The sequence below is a fragment of the Kitasatospora acidiphila genome (genome assembly GCF_006636205.1).
Classification (GTDB): domain Bacteria; phylum Actinomycetota; class Actinomycetes; order Streptomycetales; family Streptomycetaceae; genus Kitasatospora; species Kitasatospora acidiphila.
This window is the reverse complement of sequence record NZ_VIGB01000003.1, coordinates 6,179,520-6,196,654: the sequence shown is the minus strand read 5'-3', so window position 1 is coordinate 6,196,654 and position 17,135 is coordinate 6,179,520. Positions and strand designations below refer to the sequence as shown.

The 17,135-nt window shown below is 70.4% G+C and carries 16 protein-coding genes, 1 pseudogene and 2 CRISPR repeat arrays; of the genes and pseudogenes, 4 read left to right on the top strand and 13 right to left on the bottom strand.

Annotated features, from left to right (window positions below; translation table 11 throughout):
* Positions 1 to 3 precede the first annotated feature (3 nt).
* The 4 genes and pseudogenes from cas6e to E6W39_RS29345 all read left to right on the top strand — a co-directional run bounded on the left by cas6e (position 4) and on the right by E6W39_RS29345 (position 8,244).
* Positions 4 to 781 (top strand): annotated as a pseudogene (gene cas6e / locus E6W39_RS29360) (type I-E CRISPR-associated protein Cas6/Cse3/CasE).
* A complete protein-coding gene (cas1e, locus tag E6W39_RS29355) occupies positions 774 to 1,781 on the top strand; it encodes a type I-E CRISPR-associated endonuclease Cas1e (RefSeq protein ID WP_141636067.1) in 1,008 nt (335 codons plus the stop codon). The pseudogene cas6e and the gene cas1e overlap by 8 nt, the downstream one beginning before the upstream one ends.
* A gap of 4 nt (positions 1,782 to 1,785) precedes the next feature.
* Positions 1,786 to 2,064 (top strand): type I-E CRISPR-associated endoribonuclease Cas2e, encoded by a 279-nt coding sequence (gene cas2e / locus E6W39_RS29350; protein ID WP_141636066.1) that lies wholly within the window; start codon positions 1,786 to 1,788, stop codon positions 2,062 to 2,064.
* A gap of 18 nt (positions 2,065 to 2,082) precedes the next feature.
* A CRISPR array of direct repeats spans positions 2,083 to 6,010; the repeat unit is 28 nt; unit sequence GTCGGCCCCGCGCTCGCGGGGGTGGTCC.
* A gap of 72 nt (positions 6,011 to 6,082) precedes the next feature.
* Positions 6,083 to 6,874: direct repeats of the CRISPR family, unit length 28 nt; unit sequence GTCGGCCCCGCGCTCGCGGGGGTGGTCC.
* A gap of 236 nt (positions 6,875 to 7,110) precedes the next feature.
* On the top strand, positions 7,111 to 8,244 hold the full coding sequence (locus tag E6W39_RS29345) for an IS630 family transposase (RefSeq protein ID WP_141636065.1): 1,134 nt from the start codon (positions 7,111 to 7,113) through the stop codon (positions 8,242 to 8,244).
* Positions 8,245 to 8,260: 16 nt separating this feature from the next.
* Here E6W39_RS29345 and E6W39_RS43160 read toward each other — a convergent pair whose 3' ends face one another.
* The 13 genes from E6W39_RS43160 to E6W39_RS29295 form a co-directional block, all read right to left on the bottom strand.
* Positions 8,261 to 8,563, bottom strand: a complete 303-nt coding sequence (locus E6W39_RS43160; RefSeq protein WP_267286714.1) for an acyl-CoA thioester hydrolase/BAAT C-terminal domain-containing protein — start codon at positions 8,561 to 8,563, stop codon at positions 8,261 to 8,263.
* Positions 8,560 to 9,129 carry an acyl-CoA thioester hydrolase/BAAT C-terminal domain-containing protein gene (locus E6W39_RS43155; RefSeq protein ID WP_267286713.1) on the bottom strand — a complete coding sequence of 190 codons (570 nt, stop codon included), beginning with the start codon at positions 9,127 to 9,129 and terminating at the stop codon, positions 8,560 to 8,562. Before E6W39_RS43155 ends, E6W39_RS43160 begins: the two co-directional genes overlap by 4 nt.
* A 501-nt stretch (positions 9,130 to 9,630) precedes the next feature.
* On the bottom strand, positions 9,631 to 10,317 hold the full coding sequence (locus tag E6W39_RS29335) for a hypothetical protein (protein WP_141636064.1): 687 nt from the start codon (positions 10,315 to 10,317) through the stop codon (positions 9,631 to 9,633).
* 97 nt (positions 10,318 to 10,414) lie between these two features.
* Positions 10,415 to 11,485 (bottom strand): N-6 DNA methylase, encoded by a 1,071-nt coding sequence (locus E6W39_RS29330; protein WP_141636063.1) that lies wholly within the window; start codon positions 11,483 to 11,485, stop codon positions 10,415 to 10,417.
* Positions 11,486 to 11,501: 16 nt separating this feature from the next.
* Entirely contained in the window at positions 11,502 to 12,119 is a 618-nt protein-coding gene (locus tag E6W39_RS29325; protein WP_141636062.1) for a hypothetical protein, read from the bottom strand.
* Positions 12,120 to 12,167: 48 nt separating this feature from the next.
* Positions 12,168 to 12,476: a hypothetical protein gene (locus E6W39_RS29320; protein ID WP_141636061.1), complete on the bottom strand. Its 309-nt coding sequence runs from the start codon at positions 12,474 to 12,476 to the stop codon at positions 12,168 to 12,170.
* Complete coding sequence (locus tag E6W39_RS29315; RefSeq protein ID WP_141636060.1) at positions 12,473 to 12,658, bottom strand: hypothetical protein; 186 nt, start codon at positions 12,656 to 12,658, stop codon at positions 12,473 to 12,475. Before E6W39_RS29315 ends, E6W39_RS29320 begins: the two co-directional genes overlap by 4 nt.
* Before the next feature lie 26 nt (positions 12,659 to 12,684).
* Positions 12,685 to 13,095, bottom strand: coding sequence for a hypothetical protein (locus tag E6W39_RS29310; protein WP_141636059.1), 411 nt, complete (start codon positions 13,093 to 13,095; stop codon positions 12,685 to 12,687).
* A 61-nt stretch (positions 13,096 to 13,156) separates the two neighbouring features.
* A complete protein-coding gene (locus E6W39_RS42095; RefSeq protein WP_228718403.1) occupies positions 13,157 to 14,113 on the bottom strand; it encodes a DNA cytosine methyltransferase in 957 nt (318 codons plus the stop codon).
* The gene (locus E6W39_RS42090; RefSeq protein ID WP_228718402.1) at positions 14,056 to 14,664 is read right to left on the bottom strand and encodes a DNA cytosine methyltransferase; all 609 of its coding nucleotides are present in this window, start codon (positions 14,662 to 14,664) and stop codon (positions 14,056 to 14,058) included. The genes E6W39_RS42095 and E6W39_RS42090 overlap by 58 nt, the downstream gene beginning before the upstream one ends.
* A 95-nt stretch (positions 14,665 to 14,759) precedes the next feature.
* Positions 14,760 to 15,314, bottom strand: a complete 555-nt coding sequence (locus E6W39_RS29300) for a hypothetical protein (protein WP_141636058.1) — start codon at positions 15,312 to 15,314, stop codon at positions 14,760 to 14,762.
* A 45-nt stretch (positions 15,315 to 15,359) separates the two neighbouring features.
* A complete protein-coding gene (locus E6W39_RS39800; protein ID WP_181799492.1) occupies positions 15,360 to 15,506 on the bottom strand; it encodes a hypothetical protein in 147 nt (48 codons plus the stop codon).
* Positions 15,507 to 15,613: 107 nt separating this feature from the next.
* On the bottom strand, positions 15,614 to 16,189 hold the full coding sequence (locus E6W39_RS29295; RefSeq protein ID WP_141636057.1) for a hypothetical protein: 576 nt from the start codon (positions 16,187 to 16,189) through the stop codon (positions 15,614 to 15,616).
* Positions 16,190 to 17,135: the final 946 nt, after the last annotated feature.

The following is a 17,135-nucleotide window of genomic DNA, read 5'->3' as shown; positions in this document are numbered from 1 at the left end:
CCGATGACCTACCTGTCCCGCATCCGCATCAACCCACTGCGCGCCGCCAGCCGAACCCTGCTCGCCAATCCGCGGGCCCTGCACGGCGCGGTCAACGCCGGTATCGCCGACCTCCCACCGACCAGCGAGCCCTGTGGCGGCTGGATGCCGACAACCCGCGCCGCCCCCAGCTCCTCGTCCTCACCCTACCCGGCCCGACTGGAACCACCTGGTCGAGCAGGCCGGCTGGCCGGACGCCGACGGCGAGCACTACGCCATCCGCGACTACACCCCGCTACTCACCCAACTGGCCGCGGGCCGGGAGTTCGCCTTCCGCCTCACCGCCAGCCCGGTTCAGAACACCTCGACTCCGAACGGGTCCAGCCCGCACCGCACCAAGACCGCCGACGAGCTGCACCACCGCTCCTACCGCATCCCCCACCGCACCGCCGCGCACCAGCTCGGCTGGTTCCTTCAGCGCACGACACGCTGCGGATTCGAGATCCCGACGGCCCGCACCGATCCGGCCGCCCCGGGACTAGCCGAAGCGGAGACGCCGGCAGGAGGCGAGATGGCAAGGGACGTGCGGATCACCGACCGCAACCGCCACACGTTCAGCAAGCCAGGCACACGCACCCGGGTGACCCTCACCACTGCCACCTTCGAGGGACGACTGCGCATCACCGACCCAAAGCTCCTGGAAGCCGCGCTCCTTGACGGCATAGGGCCGTCCAAGGCCTACGGCTGCGGCCTGCTCACCCTCGCTCCCCTGCACCAGCAAGGGGCACCAACTGGTGGCTGACATCTGGTGGAAAGCCCACCCCCACGACCTGCACCGCCTCGCCGACCGCGTCTCCAGCCTCTACATCGAGCGCAGCCACCTCGACCGCGACGAGAACGCCGTCGTCATCATCAACAAACGCGAAACCGTCCGAGTCCCAGCCGCCATGGTTGCCGTCGTCCTTCTCGGACCTGGCACCCGCGTCACCCACGGCGCCATCAACCTGCTCGCCGACTCCGGCACCACCGTGTGCTGGGTCGGCGAGCAGGGCGTGCGCATGTACGCCGCTGGCCTGGGACCAAGCCGCGGCGCGGGCCTGCTGAACCGCCAGGCCTGGCTGGTCAGTCGCACCAGAGAACGGCTCGCTGTAGCCCGCGCCATGTACCGCATGCGCTTCCCCGGCGAGGACGTCGACTCCGCCACCATGCAGCAGCTGCGCGGCCGCGAGGGCGCCCGCATCCGCAAGCTGTACCAGGCCGAGTCACGCCGCACTGGTGTGCCCTGGAACGGCCGCGTCTACAAGGCAGGCGACGCTCACGCGGCCGGCGACGACCTCAACCGCTTGCTCTCGGCTGCCAATGCGGCCCTCTACGGCATTTGCCACGCCGTTATCACCGGCCTCGGTGTCAGCCCCGGGCTCGGCTTCGTACACACCGGCCTGGCCACTTCCTTTGTCCTGGACATCGCCGACCTGTACAAAGCTGACTACACCATCCCCCTCGCCTTCGACCTCGCCAAGCAAGGCCGAACCGAGGAACGCGACGCCCGCCTCGCCCTACGCGACCGAATCGCTGAAGACCGTCTGCTCGGACGCATCGTGAGCGACGTCAAGACCCTCCTCACGCCTGAAGGGAGCGACCTCCCCGACGCGGAGGTCAACGAACTCTGGGACGAGCACCTGGGTGCTGTCCCCGGAGGCGTCAACTGGGCAGCCTCCGCACCGCGGATCGACCCAGGCATGGGCGACGAACACATCGCCGTCATCGGCCCCGAGTTCGAGCAGAACCCTCCGGAGGCCTGACCACATGACCGTGATCATCCTCATCGCCGCCCCCGAGGGCCTCCGAGGGCACCTCACCCGCTGGATGGTCGAGGTCAACGCGGGCGTCTTCGTCGGCTCCCCCAGCCGTCGCATCCGCGACCGCATCTGGGACCTCCTCACCACTCGCATCGGCAACGGCCAAGCCGTTCTCGTCGAACCCGCCAACAACGAACAAGGCTGGACCGTCAGAACCGCCGGCAAAGACCGCTGGCACCCCGTCGACTACGACGGACTGATTCTCTCCGCCCGCCTGCGCCGATAGCACCGCAGGTCACGAAGTGTCGGCCCCGCGCTCGCGGGGGTGGTCCCTTCTCGAACTGGTCGCCGAGCCGGACGTTCTTGTCGGCCCCGCGCTCGCGGGGGTGGTCCCGCGGGAGCGACCCGCGGCACGGTGGCCTGATGGTCGGCCCCGCGCTCGCGGGGGTGGTCCCGGCGCGGTCACCGTCGGCCTGCTGTTCCTGATGTCGGCCCCGCGCTCGCGGGGGTGGTCCTTCGGGGCCGCCGTGCGGGCCGCCGGCATCCCCGTCGGCCCCGCGCTCGCGGGGGTGGTCCCGACTTGCTGCCCATTTCTCTCCCCTTGGAAGGGTCGGCCCCGCGCTCGCGGGGGTGGTCCCCTCGGCCCCAGGCTCATGCTGCTGCAGCCCGTGTCGGCCCCGCGCTCGCGGGGGTGGTCCTCAGTGCCGCCGATGTTGACGCTTCCGCCGTCCGTCGGCCCCGCGCTCGCGGGGGTGGTCCCGAGGTCAGGCTGATCGGCCAGGGCGCCGGCAAGTCGGCCCCGCGCTCGCGGGGGTGGTCCTGGGGCCGAGCGAGTCGACCAGGCTGGTGGTGAGTCGGCCCCGCGCTCGCGGGGGTGGTCCCCTGACCCGGCGCCTGTGCGCGCGCCTCCCAGAGTCGGCCCCGCGCTCGCGGGGGTGGTCCCTACCTCGACCTCCGGTCCGTCGGCGCCGCCCCGTCGGCCCCGCGCTCGCGGGGGTGGTCCCGTGCCGGCAGCCACCCGGGACGCGCTCTCGATGTCGGCCCCGCGCTCGCGGGGGTGGTCCCTCCACCGCCCAGTTCCACGGCGCCGACCCGGTGTCGGCCCCGCGCTCGCGGGGGTGGTCCGGTGTCGGGCGGCTCAGTCACTGGCGAGCAGAAGTCGGCCCCGCGCTCGCGGGGGTGGTCCCGTGCCGGCAGCCACCCGGGACGCGCTCTCGATGTCGGCCCCGCGCTCGCGGGGGTGGTCCCTCCACCGCCCAGTTCCACGGCGCCGACCCGGTGTCGGCCCCGCGCTCGCGGGGGTGGTCCGGTGTCGGGCGGCTCAGTCACTGGCGAGCAGAAGTCGGCCCCGCGCTCGCGGGGGTGGTCCTGAGGGTGGCACGGCGCATGGAACCTCCTTGATGTCGGCCCCGCGCTCGCGGGGGTGGTCCCCATTTCAGCGCCGCCCTCACGCCACCCGAAGAGTCGGCCCCGCGCTCGCGGGGGTGGTCCCCAGTCGTAACAGACGGCGCCGCGCACCGCGGTGTCGGCCCCGCGCTCGCGGGGGTGGTCCAGCAGCCCGCGCCGCCCAGCTCGGCCTCCTCGCGTCGGCCCCGCGCTCGCGGGGGTGGTCCCGAGCGCAAGGCCGTGGTCCAGCAGGCTGGCACGTCGGCCCCGCGCTCGCGGGGGTGGTCCCGACAAGGGTCCCAGCATGCTTGCATGCTGGGAGTCGGCCCCGCGCTCGCGGGGTGGTCCCATTGGATCGCCGACCTGGTCGACCCCGAAGCCGTCGGCCCCGCGCTCGCGGGGGTGGTCCCGCGGCACCGGCACCCGCATCCACCACCAGCGGGTCGGCCCCGCGCTCGCGGGGGTGGTCCCCAGGGCAAGTGCTGCCGGCGCGCACCGCGCCCGTCGGCCCCGCGCTCGCGGGGGTGGTCCTCGTTGCCCTGCCGCACTGGAACGACGCCCAGGGTCGGCCCCGCGCTCGCGGGGGTGGTCCGCCGGGTACCCCGCTTTCCCCGGCCGCCCAGAAGTCGGCCCCGCGCTCGCGGGGGTGGTCCGTCGAGGTCGGGGGCCAAGGCGACCAGCAGCAGGTCGGCCCCGCGCTCGCGGGGGTGGTCCCGCCGGCTGGGAGCCCACACGATGACCGCCACTGTCGGCCCCGCGCTCGCGGGGGTGGTCCGAACCGGCCGCCGCCGGCTGCCGCTTCAACTCCGTCGGCCCCGCGCTCGCGGGGGTGGTCCCCGGGAGCACGGCTCGCGCTGCAGGCGCAGCGGTCGGCCCCGCGCTCGCGGGGGTGGTCCCCCGTTGCACCGCATGTCGGTTGCGCTCATGCAGTCGGCCCCGCGCTCGCGGGGGTGGTCCCACATCTGGTCCCAGTGGCTAGGCAAGCACACCGTCGGCCCCGCGCTCGCGGGGGTGGTCCCCTCCGCAGCTTCGCTCTCCACGGCCCGGCGGTGTCGGCCCCGCGCTCGCGGGGGTGGTCCCCCGCCTGGCTGCCCCCCGCCCTCCTCGCCGTCGTCGGCCCCGCGCTCGCGGGGGTGGTCCGGTCCGGCCGCCGGTCGCCCCGCCCGGGAGGTTGTCGGCCCCGCGCTCGCGGGGGTGGTCCCGCCGCAGGGCCCATCCCCCTGATGGGGGACGGGTCGGCCCCGCGCTCGCGGGGGTGGTCCCCTCTCCGCCAGCCAGCGCAGCGTCCTGGAATGGTCGGCCCCGCGCTCGCGGGGGTGGTCCGATCACCGCCCGCCCCGTCGCCGCCGAGATGACGTCGGCCCCGCGCTCGCGGGGGTGGTCCCTTCACGGCCAGGTCGTGCAGCATCGCGTGGAGGTCGGCCCCGCGCTCGCGGGGTGGTCCCGGCTGAAGCCCGGGCATCTCACCTCCCGGGCTGTCGGCCCCGCGCTCGCGGGGGTGGTCCCGTCTCCTCAGTGGTGGAGCGGACGTGCTGCACGTCGGCCCCGCGCTCGCGGGGGTGGTCCCCGGCCCCGGCCGATCCCGAGCCGCGAACCGCCGTCGGCCCCGCGCTCGCGGGGGTGGTCCCTCATGGACCTGTACTACGCCATGAAGTACGTGGTCGGCCCCGCGCTCGCGGGGGTGGTCCAACGACGAAAGTCATTGTCGTCATCCAGCAGAAGTCGGCCCCGCGCTCGCGGGGTGGTCCTGCATCGACCATCGACTGTGTGGTGACGACGGAGTCGGCCCCGCGCTCGCGGGGGTGGTCCCCCGCGACTAGTACGGCCATTGGGTTGCACCTTGTCGGCCCCGCGCTCGCGGGGGTGGTCCTGGCCATAGCGGGCGGCGATGCCTGAGTAGGTGGTCGGCCCCGCGCTCGCGGGGGTGGTCCCTGGGGGCGGACGCGGATGCGAGTGCTGATCTTGTCGGCCCGCGCTCGCGGGGGTGGTCCGGCCAAGCGCGCGGTGTACCAGAAGCTCGGCCAGTCGGCCCCGCGCTCGCGGGGGTGGTCCGCGCCGGGCCGAGCACACCACCGCCCACGACGCGTCGGCCCCGCGCTCGCGGGGGTGGTCCCCCGCATCCCAAGTCGAGGAACTGCCGCATCCCGTCGGCCCCGCGCTCGCGGGGGTGGTCCGGGGTGCTGTATGACGCGCTGTCTCTCGGCAAGGTCGGCCCCGCGCTCACGGGGGTGGTCCCCCCGTCCGGACTTTCTGCCGGCCGCCGCCCGGGTCGGCCCCGCGCTCGCGGGGGTGGTCCGCCCTTTGAGGAGGGCGACGGCCTGCCGCCGCTGTCGGCCCCGCGCTCGCGGGGGTGGTCCCGCCGTTCGGTGAACACCCCCGCCCCTACCCCGGGTCGGCCCCGCGCTCGCGGGGGTGGTCCCGCGTCCGGGATCCTGTGCTGCCCGCGCCCCAAGTCGGCCCCGCGCTCGCGGGGGTGGTCCGCTGATTCGGGCCGCCAAGCGTGCCGGGTGGGAGTCGGCCCCGCGCTCGCGGGGGTGGTCCGGCCGAGACCGTCAAGGCGCTGGAGAAGGCGCAGTCGGCCCCGCGCTCGCGGGGGTGGTCCGGCCGGCCTTCCCCGCCCGGCGGCGGCGGCCACGTCGGCCCCGCGCTCGCGCGGGTGGTCCCGCCGAGAAGGGGCCGGCCTCGTCGACCAGCGAGTCGGCCCCGCGCTCGCGGGGGTGGTCCCCGCACGATTGAAGGCGATCCGGGCCAGCGCGGGTCGGCCCCGCGCTCGCGGGGGTGGTCCCGGCAGCGTGGGCACCGAGACGCTCCTCGGTTAGTCGGCCCCGCGCTCGCGGTGGTCCCCCACCGAGGCCCGTTGCACCACCCCGCTCGCGGGGGTGGTCCCCCACCGAGGCCCGTTGCACCACCCGAACACCCGTCGGCCCCGCGCTCGCGGGGGTGGTCCTCCGTACTGGTGCGGAATCAGGAAAGCGACGGAGTCGGCCCCGCGCTCGCGGGGGTGGTCCACTCACCACCGCAGGTCGGCAAGGGTGGCGAAAGTCGGCCCCGCGCTCGCGGGGGTGGTCCCGCGCACTCGCCGAGTCCATCGCTCGGCAGGACGTCGGCCCCGCGCTCGCGGGGGTGGTCCCGCCCGGCCCCTGGCGTGGACCGGCCGCGCATCGTCGGCCCCGCGCTCGCGGGGGTGGTCCTCGTGGCGGGCTGCCGTGACTGCACCACTTGCAGTCGGCCCCGCGCTCGCGGGGGTGGTCCGATGGGCGGGAGCTGCTGGTCGTCCCAGGCGTAGTCGGCCCCGCGCTCGCGGGGGTGGTCCCTTCGGCGGGCTGGCCATGGTCGCGGCTGGCACGTCGGCCCCGCGCTCGCGGGGGTGGTCCCGGGCAGACCATCGACCAGCAGCTGGTGCGGTTGTCGGCCCCGCCCTCGCGGGGGTGGCCCGGCATACCCGGCCGTCGACTCCAGCGGCATGGTGTCGGCCCCGCGCTCGCGGGGGTGGTCCTCGTTGGGCCCAGCATCGCCAGTTTGCACAGGGTCGGCCCCGCGCTCGCGGGGTGGTCCCGGGCTGCTTGTCACTGCTTCAACGGCTGGCACGTCGGCCCCGCGCTCGCGGGGGTGGCCCTGCCGACTTCCAGCGGCACACGAACTGCCAGTGGTCGGCCCCGCGAGCGCCAAGCACCGCATCGAGGTCGGCCCCGCGCTCGCGGGGATGGTCCCCGATGTGCGAGGGCCCGCCTCGTCAACGGGGATCAGACCGATGCAGCCATCAGCACGAAACCTGGCATACAGGGATTGCGACTGTACGATCACTAGCCCGGCACATGGCAGTCATCAAATCACCCGCCCTGCCCAGCTTTGCCCTGCGCTAGTGCCGCTTCAGACAACCTTCGCCCTGTTGTGACGCGTCGTCCGGTTGCTGTGCCGGGCGGTACCGGACCGTCAGAATGATCACGTGGCTGAACGCGTGCAGGTCCGTGAGATCGATGATGCCGAAGGTAGACGGCTGCTGCGGATCGTCCGCCGGGGCACTGGTTCGGTGGTGACCTGGCGGCGGGCTCAGATGGTGCTGCTGTCCGCCCAGCGCATGCCCGTGGCGAAGATCGCCGAGGTCACGTTCACCAGCGCGGATCGGGTTCGCGACGTGATCCACAACTTCAACGCCGACGGCTTCGACTCCCTGTACCCGAAATACAAGGGCGGACGGCCGAGGACGTTCACGCTGCCCGAGCGCCGTGAGATCAAGAAGATCGCCAAGTCAAAGCCGACCGAGCACGGCCTGCCGTTCTCGACCTGGAGCCTGGTCAAGCTGGCCGACTTCCTGGTCGCCGAGGGGGTGGTCGACGACATCAGCCACGAGGGCCTTCGGGTCCTGCTCCGAGAGGAGGGCGTCTCGTTTCAACGCGTGAAGACCTGGAATACCTCCCGCGACCCCGACTACGCCACCAAGAAGGCCCGCGTCGAACACCTCTATGCGATCGCCGACGGCGAGGTCATACCCGAGGAGGGCGAACCCGAAGTCGTCTTCTGCCTCGACGAGTTCGGACCACTCAACCTCCAGCCCCACCCCGGCCGACAGTGGACCGAACGCGGTGGCAAGGGCAAGGACCCCGACCGCGAGCCCCGGCCCAGACGGCGGGCGACCTACACCCGCCCGCACGGCGTGAGGCACCTGTTCGCCGCCTACGACCTGGCCAAGGACAAGCTCTACGGGCACATCAAGAAGACAAAGAACAGGTCGAAATTCCTGGAGTTCTGTCGCTACCTGCGCTCGCTGCACCCGGCGGAAGTGCGGATCGCGATCGTCTGTGACAACTACTCGCCGCACCTGACGACGAAACGGTGCCAGCGGGTCGGGACGTGGGCGGCGGCGAACAACGTCGAGATCGCCTACACCCCGACCAACAGCTCCTGGCTCAACCGGATCGAGGCCCAGTTCACCGCCCTGCGCTACTTCACGCTCGACGGCACCGACCACGCCAGCCACAAGGAGCAGGGCAGCATGATCCGCCGCTACATCATCTGGCGGAACAAGCACGCCGCCGACGAGCGCCTCCGCCAGGTCGTGGCCAAGGCGAACGTCGCCTGACACCAAACCGGCCCGATCAATTCCCCGGGACCACAGGTCCTGCAAGCACGCCCACGATGTCAGGCCATGCCTTCGCACCGAGGTCAGCGTCGGCCTCGGCAGTACCGCCGTAGCGGAACCGGTGGGAAGAAGCGGCCGGCCCTTCCCCCGGCAACCGCGGGCGATGCCCTGCGTCGGCCGAGCTGATGACCTTGGCAGTGCGGCCCGCCGAAACGCGGCGTGACGCCAACTCCTGCGCGAACACCAACGACGGCCACATTTCATCGTCACCACCCGCCACGAGCAGAATCTCAGCAGCGGACTGCTCGATCGGGATCACGGCCTGCCTCGCCGCCTCGTCAAAGGTCTGCAGACTCCGCTCGTAGTGCGTTCGGTAGGCAGTGGGCTCCCCTTCCGCTTCCGTGGGAGCCCAACTGTCGTCGTAGGAAACGAACGGGACAGGCTCCCCCTCCACGTCCACGACGAGCGATAGGGGTAGATCTCCCCGTCGGACCCGGGGCCGACGTTCGCCCAGACCACCGAGGTGGGCGACAACGCAACCACCGCATCAACACGCGGATCGTGGACGGCGAGGAGCAGGGCTGCTTCGGCACCCTTGGACACCCCAAGCACACCTATCCTCTCCGCCCCCTTCGCCCGCAGCAGATCGATCGCGGTGCTGAAGGTCTCCAGTGGAATCTCGCAGATTCCTGCGGGTTGCCCTTCGCCGCCAAACCATCGGATCGACAGCGCAGTCATCCCGGTGCGCGCGAGCAGACGGCAGCGGTCGGTTTCGATGCGACCGCTCGAACCAGCCAGCACCAGAACGCCCACCGCGCTGCCCCCGACGGGCTCCACCACCACACCCTCGCAGTGCGCATTGATCGCGTGCTCGATGATCTCCACTGGATCCCCTCATGGTGGACTCGTATCGAAGATCATCCCAGGAGTGGCCAGCCCGGCCTCAAGGGGCAAAGGTTGGTTGATGCGGCACTAGATTGCACTGCGCTGCAGGTCAGCGGGGTGATAGCTGATTGGTGATGCACCGCCTCGCACCGGGTTGCACCGTCCTGCCGTCTACCTGACGTTTACACGGGGCGCCGCCCAGAGGTACGGCAAGCGGCCCGGGGCCCTGACCTGGCGATGCATCAAGTGGCAGAAGCAGGGCCACAGGGATTCCCCTTCCCAACGAAAACGGCTCCGCCCCCAGTGGGGGACGGAGCCGGAGCCCGCCAGAGCGAGGCTTTCACGCCGGGTCCCGAACTACCCGAAAGATCGTCAGAATCGATAGTCGGGCTGCATTGGGCTGATCACGCTATGGAACTCACACCACCCCGAGAGAGCCACCTCTGGCGCTTCGCCGGGCTTGCGCCGATGATCCCGCGAGGGCGGCACCCCCGCCTGGGATCAGCTGTTGGTGGTGACGGACTTGGTTCGACTGGTGCGCGGCTTCGCGGTCTTCTTGGCGGCAGGCGTTTCGACTGCGACCGGCTCCCTGGTGCGCGTGGCCTTGGTCTCGGCCGTGCGCGGCATGGCGGCCGCCGCCTTGGTTGTGCGGCGGGGTGCTCGGGGCGCCTTGGCGAGGGTTGCTGCAGCGGTGCGCATCTGGGAGTCGGCAGTGTCAGCAGGCTCGGCGGGGACTTGCTGTTGCGGCTGAGGATCGGCGGAGCTTGCCTGCTCTGAAGCGTCGAGCCAGGGGCGGTGGTTGACGGCGAGGGGCTTGTGGTCGAAGGCGGGGAAGAGGTCTTCGCGGAAGGTACAGGCAATGGCGATGGGAGCGTCGTCGAGCTCGGCGAGGTTGAGGACAGTGTGGTAGTTGGCGCCTGGCCCAAGGGGCTCGGCGAGGTGCTGGCGATTGGCTTCGCGTGCAGCCTGATTGACGCCGTCCGAAAGGCTCGGGGCGGGTGCGCCGGTGATCCACAGCTGGAGGGTGGTGCCATCCTGTCGGGCGCGGAGGCCGGCTCGGCGGCCACCGGGTCCGTCGAGGTGGGCGATTCCGGTGCTGCTGAGATCGGGGTTGATGGTCCAGGGGGCGCCGAGTAGGTCGGCGGTGGCCTTGGCGATGGCACCGAGATCTGTTGCGTGGATCTTCATCTCTTCTCCAAGAGGTCGATAGGGGCAGATCTCCCCTATGGCTTACTTCTATACGCATTTGGGGTATGGATCTGCCCCTTCTGCGGGGATCCGCAGATCAGGCGGCTACGGAGGCGAGGGCGCCTGCGGTCAGCTCGCGCGTCGCCTTCAGCAGCTTCGCCACACTGATTTGCTGGTCGCGATGTTCTATGACCCTGGCGCGCCGCCTCGCTGCCCGCTGCGGTCCATCGCCTTCCGCCAGGGTGTCGCCGCACCACACCAGGACGTGGGGGCCCAGTTCCCAGAGGATCGCGTTGACGGCAGCGCAGGCGGTGGCGATCGGGTCCACGTCGGTCATGGACCACTGGTAGTCGGCCGGGTCGTGGCCCTGTTCGCGAAGGATCTGGGCCGTAGCGCGGTGCATGCCGCCGCTGCCCGCGCACGGGTCGTCAAAGGACTCGCCGGGATGGCGTTCGCCGCCGAGCAGGATCCTGGCCATCAGTTCGGCGACCTCCGGCGGGGTGTGAAACTCCGCGAGAGCGTACCGGTGTCCGGTCGAGCGGAAGCAGGTCATGAGGCTGCCGACCACGTCAGTGGTTGATCGGTAGTACGGGTCGTGGTCGCCGAGGAGGTCGAGCAGGCCGGCGTCGAGTGCCGCGGTGATGGCCGCCCGGACCGGGGTGGCGTACTTGGTTGCGGTGGCTTCGTAGGTGAGCCATTCGTGGATGGGGCGAGCTGCCTCGATCAGGTCGGGGCGCGCAATCCACCAGCGGGCGAAGCATTCCTCAAGGGCGGTGTTGGTTTCGGTCTCGGTGAGGGTTCGCCACCAGTCGGCGACGATGGGGGCGATGTCGTGACCCTTGAGCGGCCAGAGCGCGACGCCCGCGATGGCGCCGAGGGGGACCTCGAAGCGGTTGTCCCCGCCGGCCTTGTACCAGGCGCTGGCGACAGCCTCGGCAAGGTCGAAAGCGGCTTCGTGAGGGCGGCTTGGTGGGTTGATGCGGCGCTGGCCCACCCGCTTGCTGGGCGTTGCCGCGTCCCCGGCGACCCGGTGCGGGCGCTCGGCTTGCGCGTGGGCTTCGTTCTTGGCCGACGCTATTCCGGTCGCTGGCTTCGCCGGTTGAGCCCGCTTGCGAATGTTCAGCTTGGGCCGCTGCTCGGGGGTTTGGTTGAACAGGTCCATCTGCATGACGGCTCCTCAGCGGTCAGCTGTGGTCGATCAGGGCACGGGCTTGGCGTAGGGCGTCGGTGAGCGTGCGCGACTCGACGGTCACGGAGGACAGGGAGTTGGCGGTCGTGTAGCTCCCGAGTTCCTCGTCGAGCTCGGCGTCTTCGCCGCTCGGAAAGGCTCCGAGTAGGAGCAGGGGTGTGGTGGTGCTGGGGTTGTAGATGACGCGCCAGTTCTTGGCCGCGCCGGTTACGCGGTCGGTGTTCTCAGGGCCCCAGGGGTGGTCGGCCGCGTGGGTGAACTGTTCGCCGTCGCTGGCGAAGACAGCCAGATGGGTGGCGTGCATGACGTAGAGCCACTGGTGCTGTTGGGGGTTGGCGACTTTGTCTTCTGTGCCGTCGAAGTTGCTGCTCCGGAACACCTTGATGTCGTGGCAAAAGCACTGGCCTGCCCCGTGGGCATCGGGGACGTTGAGCCATCCGTCGGGGTGCTCGGTGATGAGGTGGTGTCGCGCGGCTTGGACGTCACCGCCGTGAACGGCGAGGACGAGCTGCATCAGGATCGGGACGGCGGTGTCGGGGTAGCCGTCCTGCTGTACGTGGCGTCCGATGTAGCCGTCGGCGGTCGGTGAGGCGAGGAACCAGCGGGTGGCCATGTGTCTCCTTGGTTGAGGTGGGAGCCGGACCGTGGCACGGTGCCGGGGTCAGTTGAAGTGAAGGGCGATGTGTCGGGTGATCTCGTCGGCGACGGTGCGGATGTGGCGCCGGTCGCCTCGGTGTCGCAGTGCGATACGCAGCCCGACGGGGAACGCGGCGGCCATGACGAGGTCGGTGTACTGGCCGAGGGTGAGCGACCGTAGATCGTCTGGCCGGAGGGCCCAGGCGGCGATGGTGGCACTGTTGACAAGCGCGTGGATCGGGATGCCTGGGGGCGCTGCGGCGAGGATCCTGCTGACGGCTTCACGGTGATGGGGCGGGACTTGCCGGTCGAGCGTCGCGACCTGTGCCGTCATGACGGGCTCCCGCCGGCGTCAGCGGAGGTGCTGCCGCCGAATGCGGTGCGCAGCTTGGTCACGAGGCGCAGAGTCGAGAGGGGAGCCCGCTTCTGGGTGTCCTCGCAGACGGCCTGTTCCAGCTCGTCTTGGTGCTGGCGGAGTTCGGCGAGCGTGGCCAGGGTTGCGGTGTCGTGAGTCATCGTCGGTCCTTCGTGGTCGTGGTGGGTTACTCGGTCAGCTGGAGCTGGGTGCTGCTCGTCAGCACGGTGCGGCAGGCGTCGCAGTACCGCTCGCCGCGCTTGTAGTGCTCGTCAATGCCGCTGCGGGTACCGCAGGCCTGGCGGGAACCGAGGGCCGGGGGGAGCTCCTGGTCGTCGGCGCCTTCGACGGTGGCGAGAACCTCGCCCTGGAACCAGATCCGTCCTCCAGCGATACCGTCGAGCCGCCCAGCGCGTGGCTGGGTTTGCTTGAGGCATCGGGCGCGCACCGGGCAGGGGCCGCAGGTGGGCAGTAGCGGAAGGCACAGTTTCAGGAGCTGGGATCGGTCGCTGTACAGCGCGGACTTGGGGGCGAACCCGGGGTGGCCGTAGCAGCCGGGGATGAGGGTGTCGGTGGTGGGGAGCGCGGAGTAGGGCATGTGGGTCCTTGTCTGGGGCCGCCGCGGCGGCCGGGCGGGCAAGTCAGCGGCTGAGTCGGTGTCAGAGAACGGCCTGGAGGCGCTCGCCGATGAAGCGGGCGACGTTGACGCTCACCGCGTTTCCGGCCTGCATGGTCTGGGCCGCGGGGGTGCCGAACACGATGTAGTCGGCGGGGAATCGTTGGCCGAGGAGCTGCTCGCGGGGCTGGAGCATCCGGAAGTGGCAGTCGGCGATGTCCGGCGATGTGTGGACCAGGGCGGCGGATGCCTTGGTGCCGAAGGTATGGAAGGGGTGGCCGGCGGTCCTGGCGGCGCCCTTGCGGTAGGGGATGACGAGGGTGTCCCGATAGTGGTCAGGGACACTGCCGAGCACCACTAGGCCGTGGTGGTTGCCCTGGGCAGTAACGCCCGCCATAGGCGCGCTGACCGGACTGGCGGTCGAGTGGTTGCGGTACTCGACGATGTACGGCTCGGGCAGGGCGACCAGGGCTTCACTCTCGCGGGTGGTGCGGGCGCGGAACGGGGCATCGGTGCGGGCGGCGTCGGTGTTCCAGGAGCCACCGGCGGGCACAAGGAGCGCCTCGCCCTGCTTGGTCGAACGCGTCGGAAGGGGCCGAACCTTGGGGTCGAAGGCTCGGGCGTCGCCGGCCTTGCCGTGGGTGAGAGTCAGTGCGCTGGGCTGGTGCGGGTACATCTCCAGTCCGGCCCGGATGCGGGCCATCGTGGTGGGGACCAGCGGCTTGCGCCGATCCCCGATCCGCGTACCGATGTCGCTCCAGTTGATGGCGGCGGCCGCCGGGCGCACGTACGGCTCGACGATCGCGTGCCGGCAGCGGGAGTTGGGGCAGCGGTAGTCGTACTGGACGCCGTACCGACCAGCCCGGGTCTTCGGGTCCCTCCAGCTTTGGCGGGCTCTGACGTTCCTGTCGCAGTGGAAGCACCAGGCCCATGGCCTGGGAGTCAGGTCGGGCTTGCGGGCGCCCTTGGGGTGAAGATCACGTAGACGCGATCGCGCCATTGGGGCGCGGACAGGTTGGTGTCGTCGCCGATGTGGGCGGAGTTGAGGCTGATGACCTGGTGCTGTTGGAGGCCGAGGTCGGCCATCGCGGAGACGTATGCGCGGAACAGCGGCCACCTGGTGACGAAGTCGGGGACGTTCTCGATGACGACGAACTTGAAGCTTCCGGGGCGAGCTTCGACGGCCCGCACTGTGCACCACGCGGTGACCCGGGTCTTCTCGAACGCCTCCTTGGGCAGTTCCTTGAAGCCGTTCTCGTCCTCGTCGAACAGATCCAGCTGGTTGTCCGGCTGCTCGATGACGTTGCCACCTGCGGGACTGAGCTCGGTACAGATGGGACTGGCCACCAGGCCGTCCGCCTTCGGCAGATAGCGCATCCGTAGGTCGGCGACATCGCTGAGTGCGTGGTCCGCCCTCGGATGGTTGGCCGCGTGGGTTCGCAGTGCCACGTCCCAGTGGTTGACGCCGAGCAGGAGTTCCATCCCGGACTCGACCAGTCCGGTGCTGAAGCCGCCAGCTCCGCACAGGAAGTCGATGAACTTCAAAGCCATGGCTGTTTTTCTCCAAGAGGCTGCGGGGTGCCGCTCTAGTCAGCGGCCAGGTGGGGCCTGCCCGGCCGACAGCGGCGGCCGGGCAGGCAAAGGGGTCAGTGCACGCGGAACCCGCCGCAGTCCTTGGCGACCTCCAGGTAGGCGATCCACCCACGCCACAGGGCAATGCGCGCGGCCAAGTCGTCCTGGACGCTGGCTTCTTGTCGGCGGTAGGCGGCCAGTGCGGCGCGGATCTCGCACGGGGTGACGAGCCAGAGATCGTTGCTGTCGAGCTTGTAGGCGGGGATCCCTGCCGGTTCCGGCTGCTCGCCACCCCGCACGGCGGCGATGTGGCTGTGGAAGGACTCGACGGCGGTCTTCTTCGCATCGCTGAGCTGATCCTGCGGTGCGTTCAGGTCCTGGAAGGTCAGCCCGTAGTCGTCGGCTGTCGGCCAGGCCGGCGCGGGAACAGTGGTGTCCACTATCCCGACCTCGGTCATGACGCCTATCAGGGAGGGCATTTCGAAGTAGCCGATGCGGAAGTAGCCGGTTGCGATGTCGTGGCGCTGCTGTCGGTCCACCAGTGAGCCCAACCCGCCGTCAAAGGCGACGCGGAAAGGGTGGATCGCGTTCGGACGTGGCGGGTTGGCGGTGTACAGGTCGTAGCCCATGAGTTCTCCAAGAGGTTCAGCCGGTCGGACCGACCGGGCGGTGCTTCACAGATGGCGGTAGCGGTGCCCGCAGGAGGGGCACTTGGTGGTGCGGCGCTCCCAGCGGAACTGCTCGATCAGCAGGCTGGCGAGAACGGCGCCGACGACCAGGACCGTGCCGATCAGGACGCCGGTGAGCTGGGTCTGCGTCACGGCTCCTCCGTCTGGCGGGCCGGGCAGTTGGGCGCGGTCGTCAGTCGAGCAAGGTCAGCCACGGGGAACCCGCCAACCGCTCGGTGCGAACTCGGCGCTCAGGACGCTCACCGCGATGACGTCGTGATCGCGAGCCCACGAGCTGCGGGGCCAACTGACACTCGAGTGGGCGAGGAGGCGCTGCCAGCCTCCGTTGAGGAGAGCCGTGTTGAGCTGGATGTAGTGGGCGGCGGCCTGTTCGCGGCCCGGGAACACCAGGGGCGGCCGAGTACGCCGGTGAGACCTTGGTGGCGGACGTGGACGGCAACGGGCCGGAACTCCGAGCGCCAGGTGGGAACGAGTCCGCGGGCGGCTAGAAAGGCGTCGATCGCCGCGAACAGCGGAGAACGCAGGCCGCATTCAAGTCGGTGTTCGCCGTCGGTGGTGGAGTCGTAGATCAGGGCACTGACAGTGGGGTTGTCGTCGTGGTGGCGGTATGCCTGCCAGGCGCGCACCGCGTCGGGGTCGCTCGGGAGAGTGCCGTCGGAGGTGATCTGAAGGTGGCTGCCGTCGGGAAGAGGCGCGTGGATGTAGATCAGGGCGCCCAGGATCTCGATGGCGGCAGGCATTCCGCGCTGGCGCAGCGGGGTCAGGATGTGGTCGTAGCGGGTTTCGAACCGCAGGTGCGGAGTGGTGCGGTGCATGGCTTCTCCAAGAGGCCGGCGCACATGACCTTCTGTGCGCTTTGAGTTGTTACCTATCTTCTGGCTCGGGGCAAGCAAGCCACCCCGAGTCAGACCGGCTGCGATCTAGCAAGGACGAGTGATCGAGCCTCCAGTACCGAGCCCACGCGAGTTGAGCCTGATGCTGGCGCGCTCCGCTTCGCGACGGCGCTTGCAGCGGCCTTCGGCAGGCTGCGCCAGCACTAGGTTGCATTTCAGGACAGCCACGCCGATCCCCTCCGGTCGACTCGCTTTCTTGCTTCATTCTTACGTCTTAATTCTATATGCATAACTCCTCATTCTGGCGAACTTGATCAAGTTGTTACCTATCTTCCGGTGCTCTGCCTGGCGCTCTGGATCGCCTGCCGGGCCGCCCGCTGCGCGGCGCGAACTGTCTGCGCGCCCTGCTGCGCCTTCTCTCGGCGCTCGCCGGACTCCGCGTGCCAGTCGGTCCAGAACTGCCCTTCACGGGCCCGTGAAGCCTCCTTCTCGGCGTCCTGCTGCTGCTTCCTGCGGGCCCTCGGGCTGGTTCCACACGCACGGCAACTCTTCGCAGGAGTGGGGTGGCTGGGGCAACGCTGCACAGCAGCAGATGACGGGTCGTCGGGTGCGGCACCGCACTCCCCTGCGGCGTCAGCCGCGGGGGTAGGGGGAAAGGAAGGACTGAGGAAGAACCAGGAAAGGAAGGGGTTCCACCGGTGGAACTCGCTGGGTTCCCCGTGTGGAACTCGCTGGGTTCCACCGGTGGAACATCCTCCTCGCCACCTGGTGGGTTCCCCAGGTGGAACCCACCAGCTTCGGGGCCCACGCCGCGCACTGCCTTGCGAGCCTCGACGTCCGCGAAGGTGCGCGCCGGCGCGGACGGAGCCGCCCGCTTGACCCCCTTGCGTGCCTTGGCGGCGTTCTTCGGCGCGGCGTCCAGAGCTGC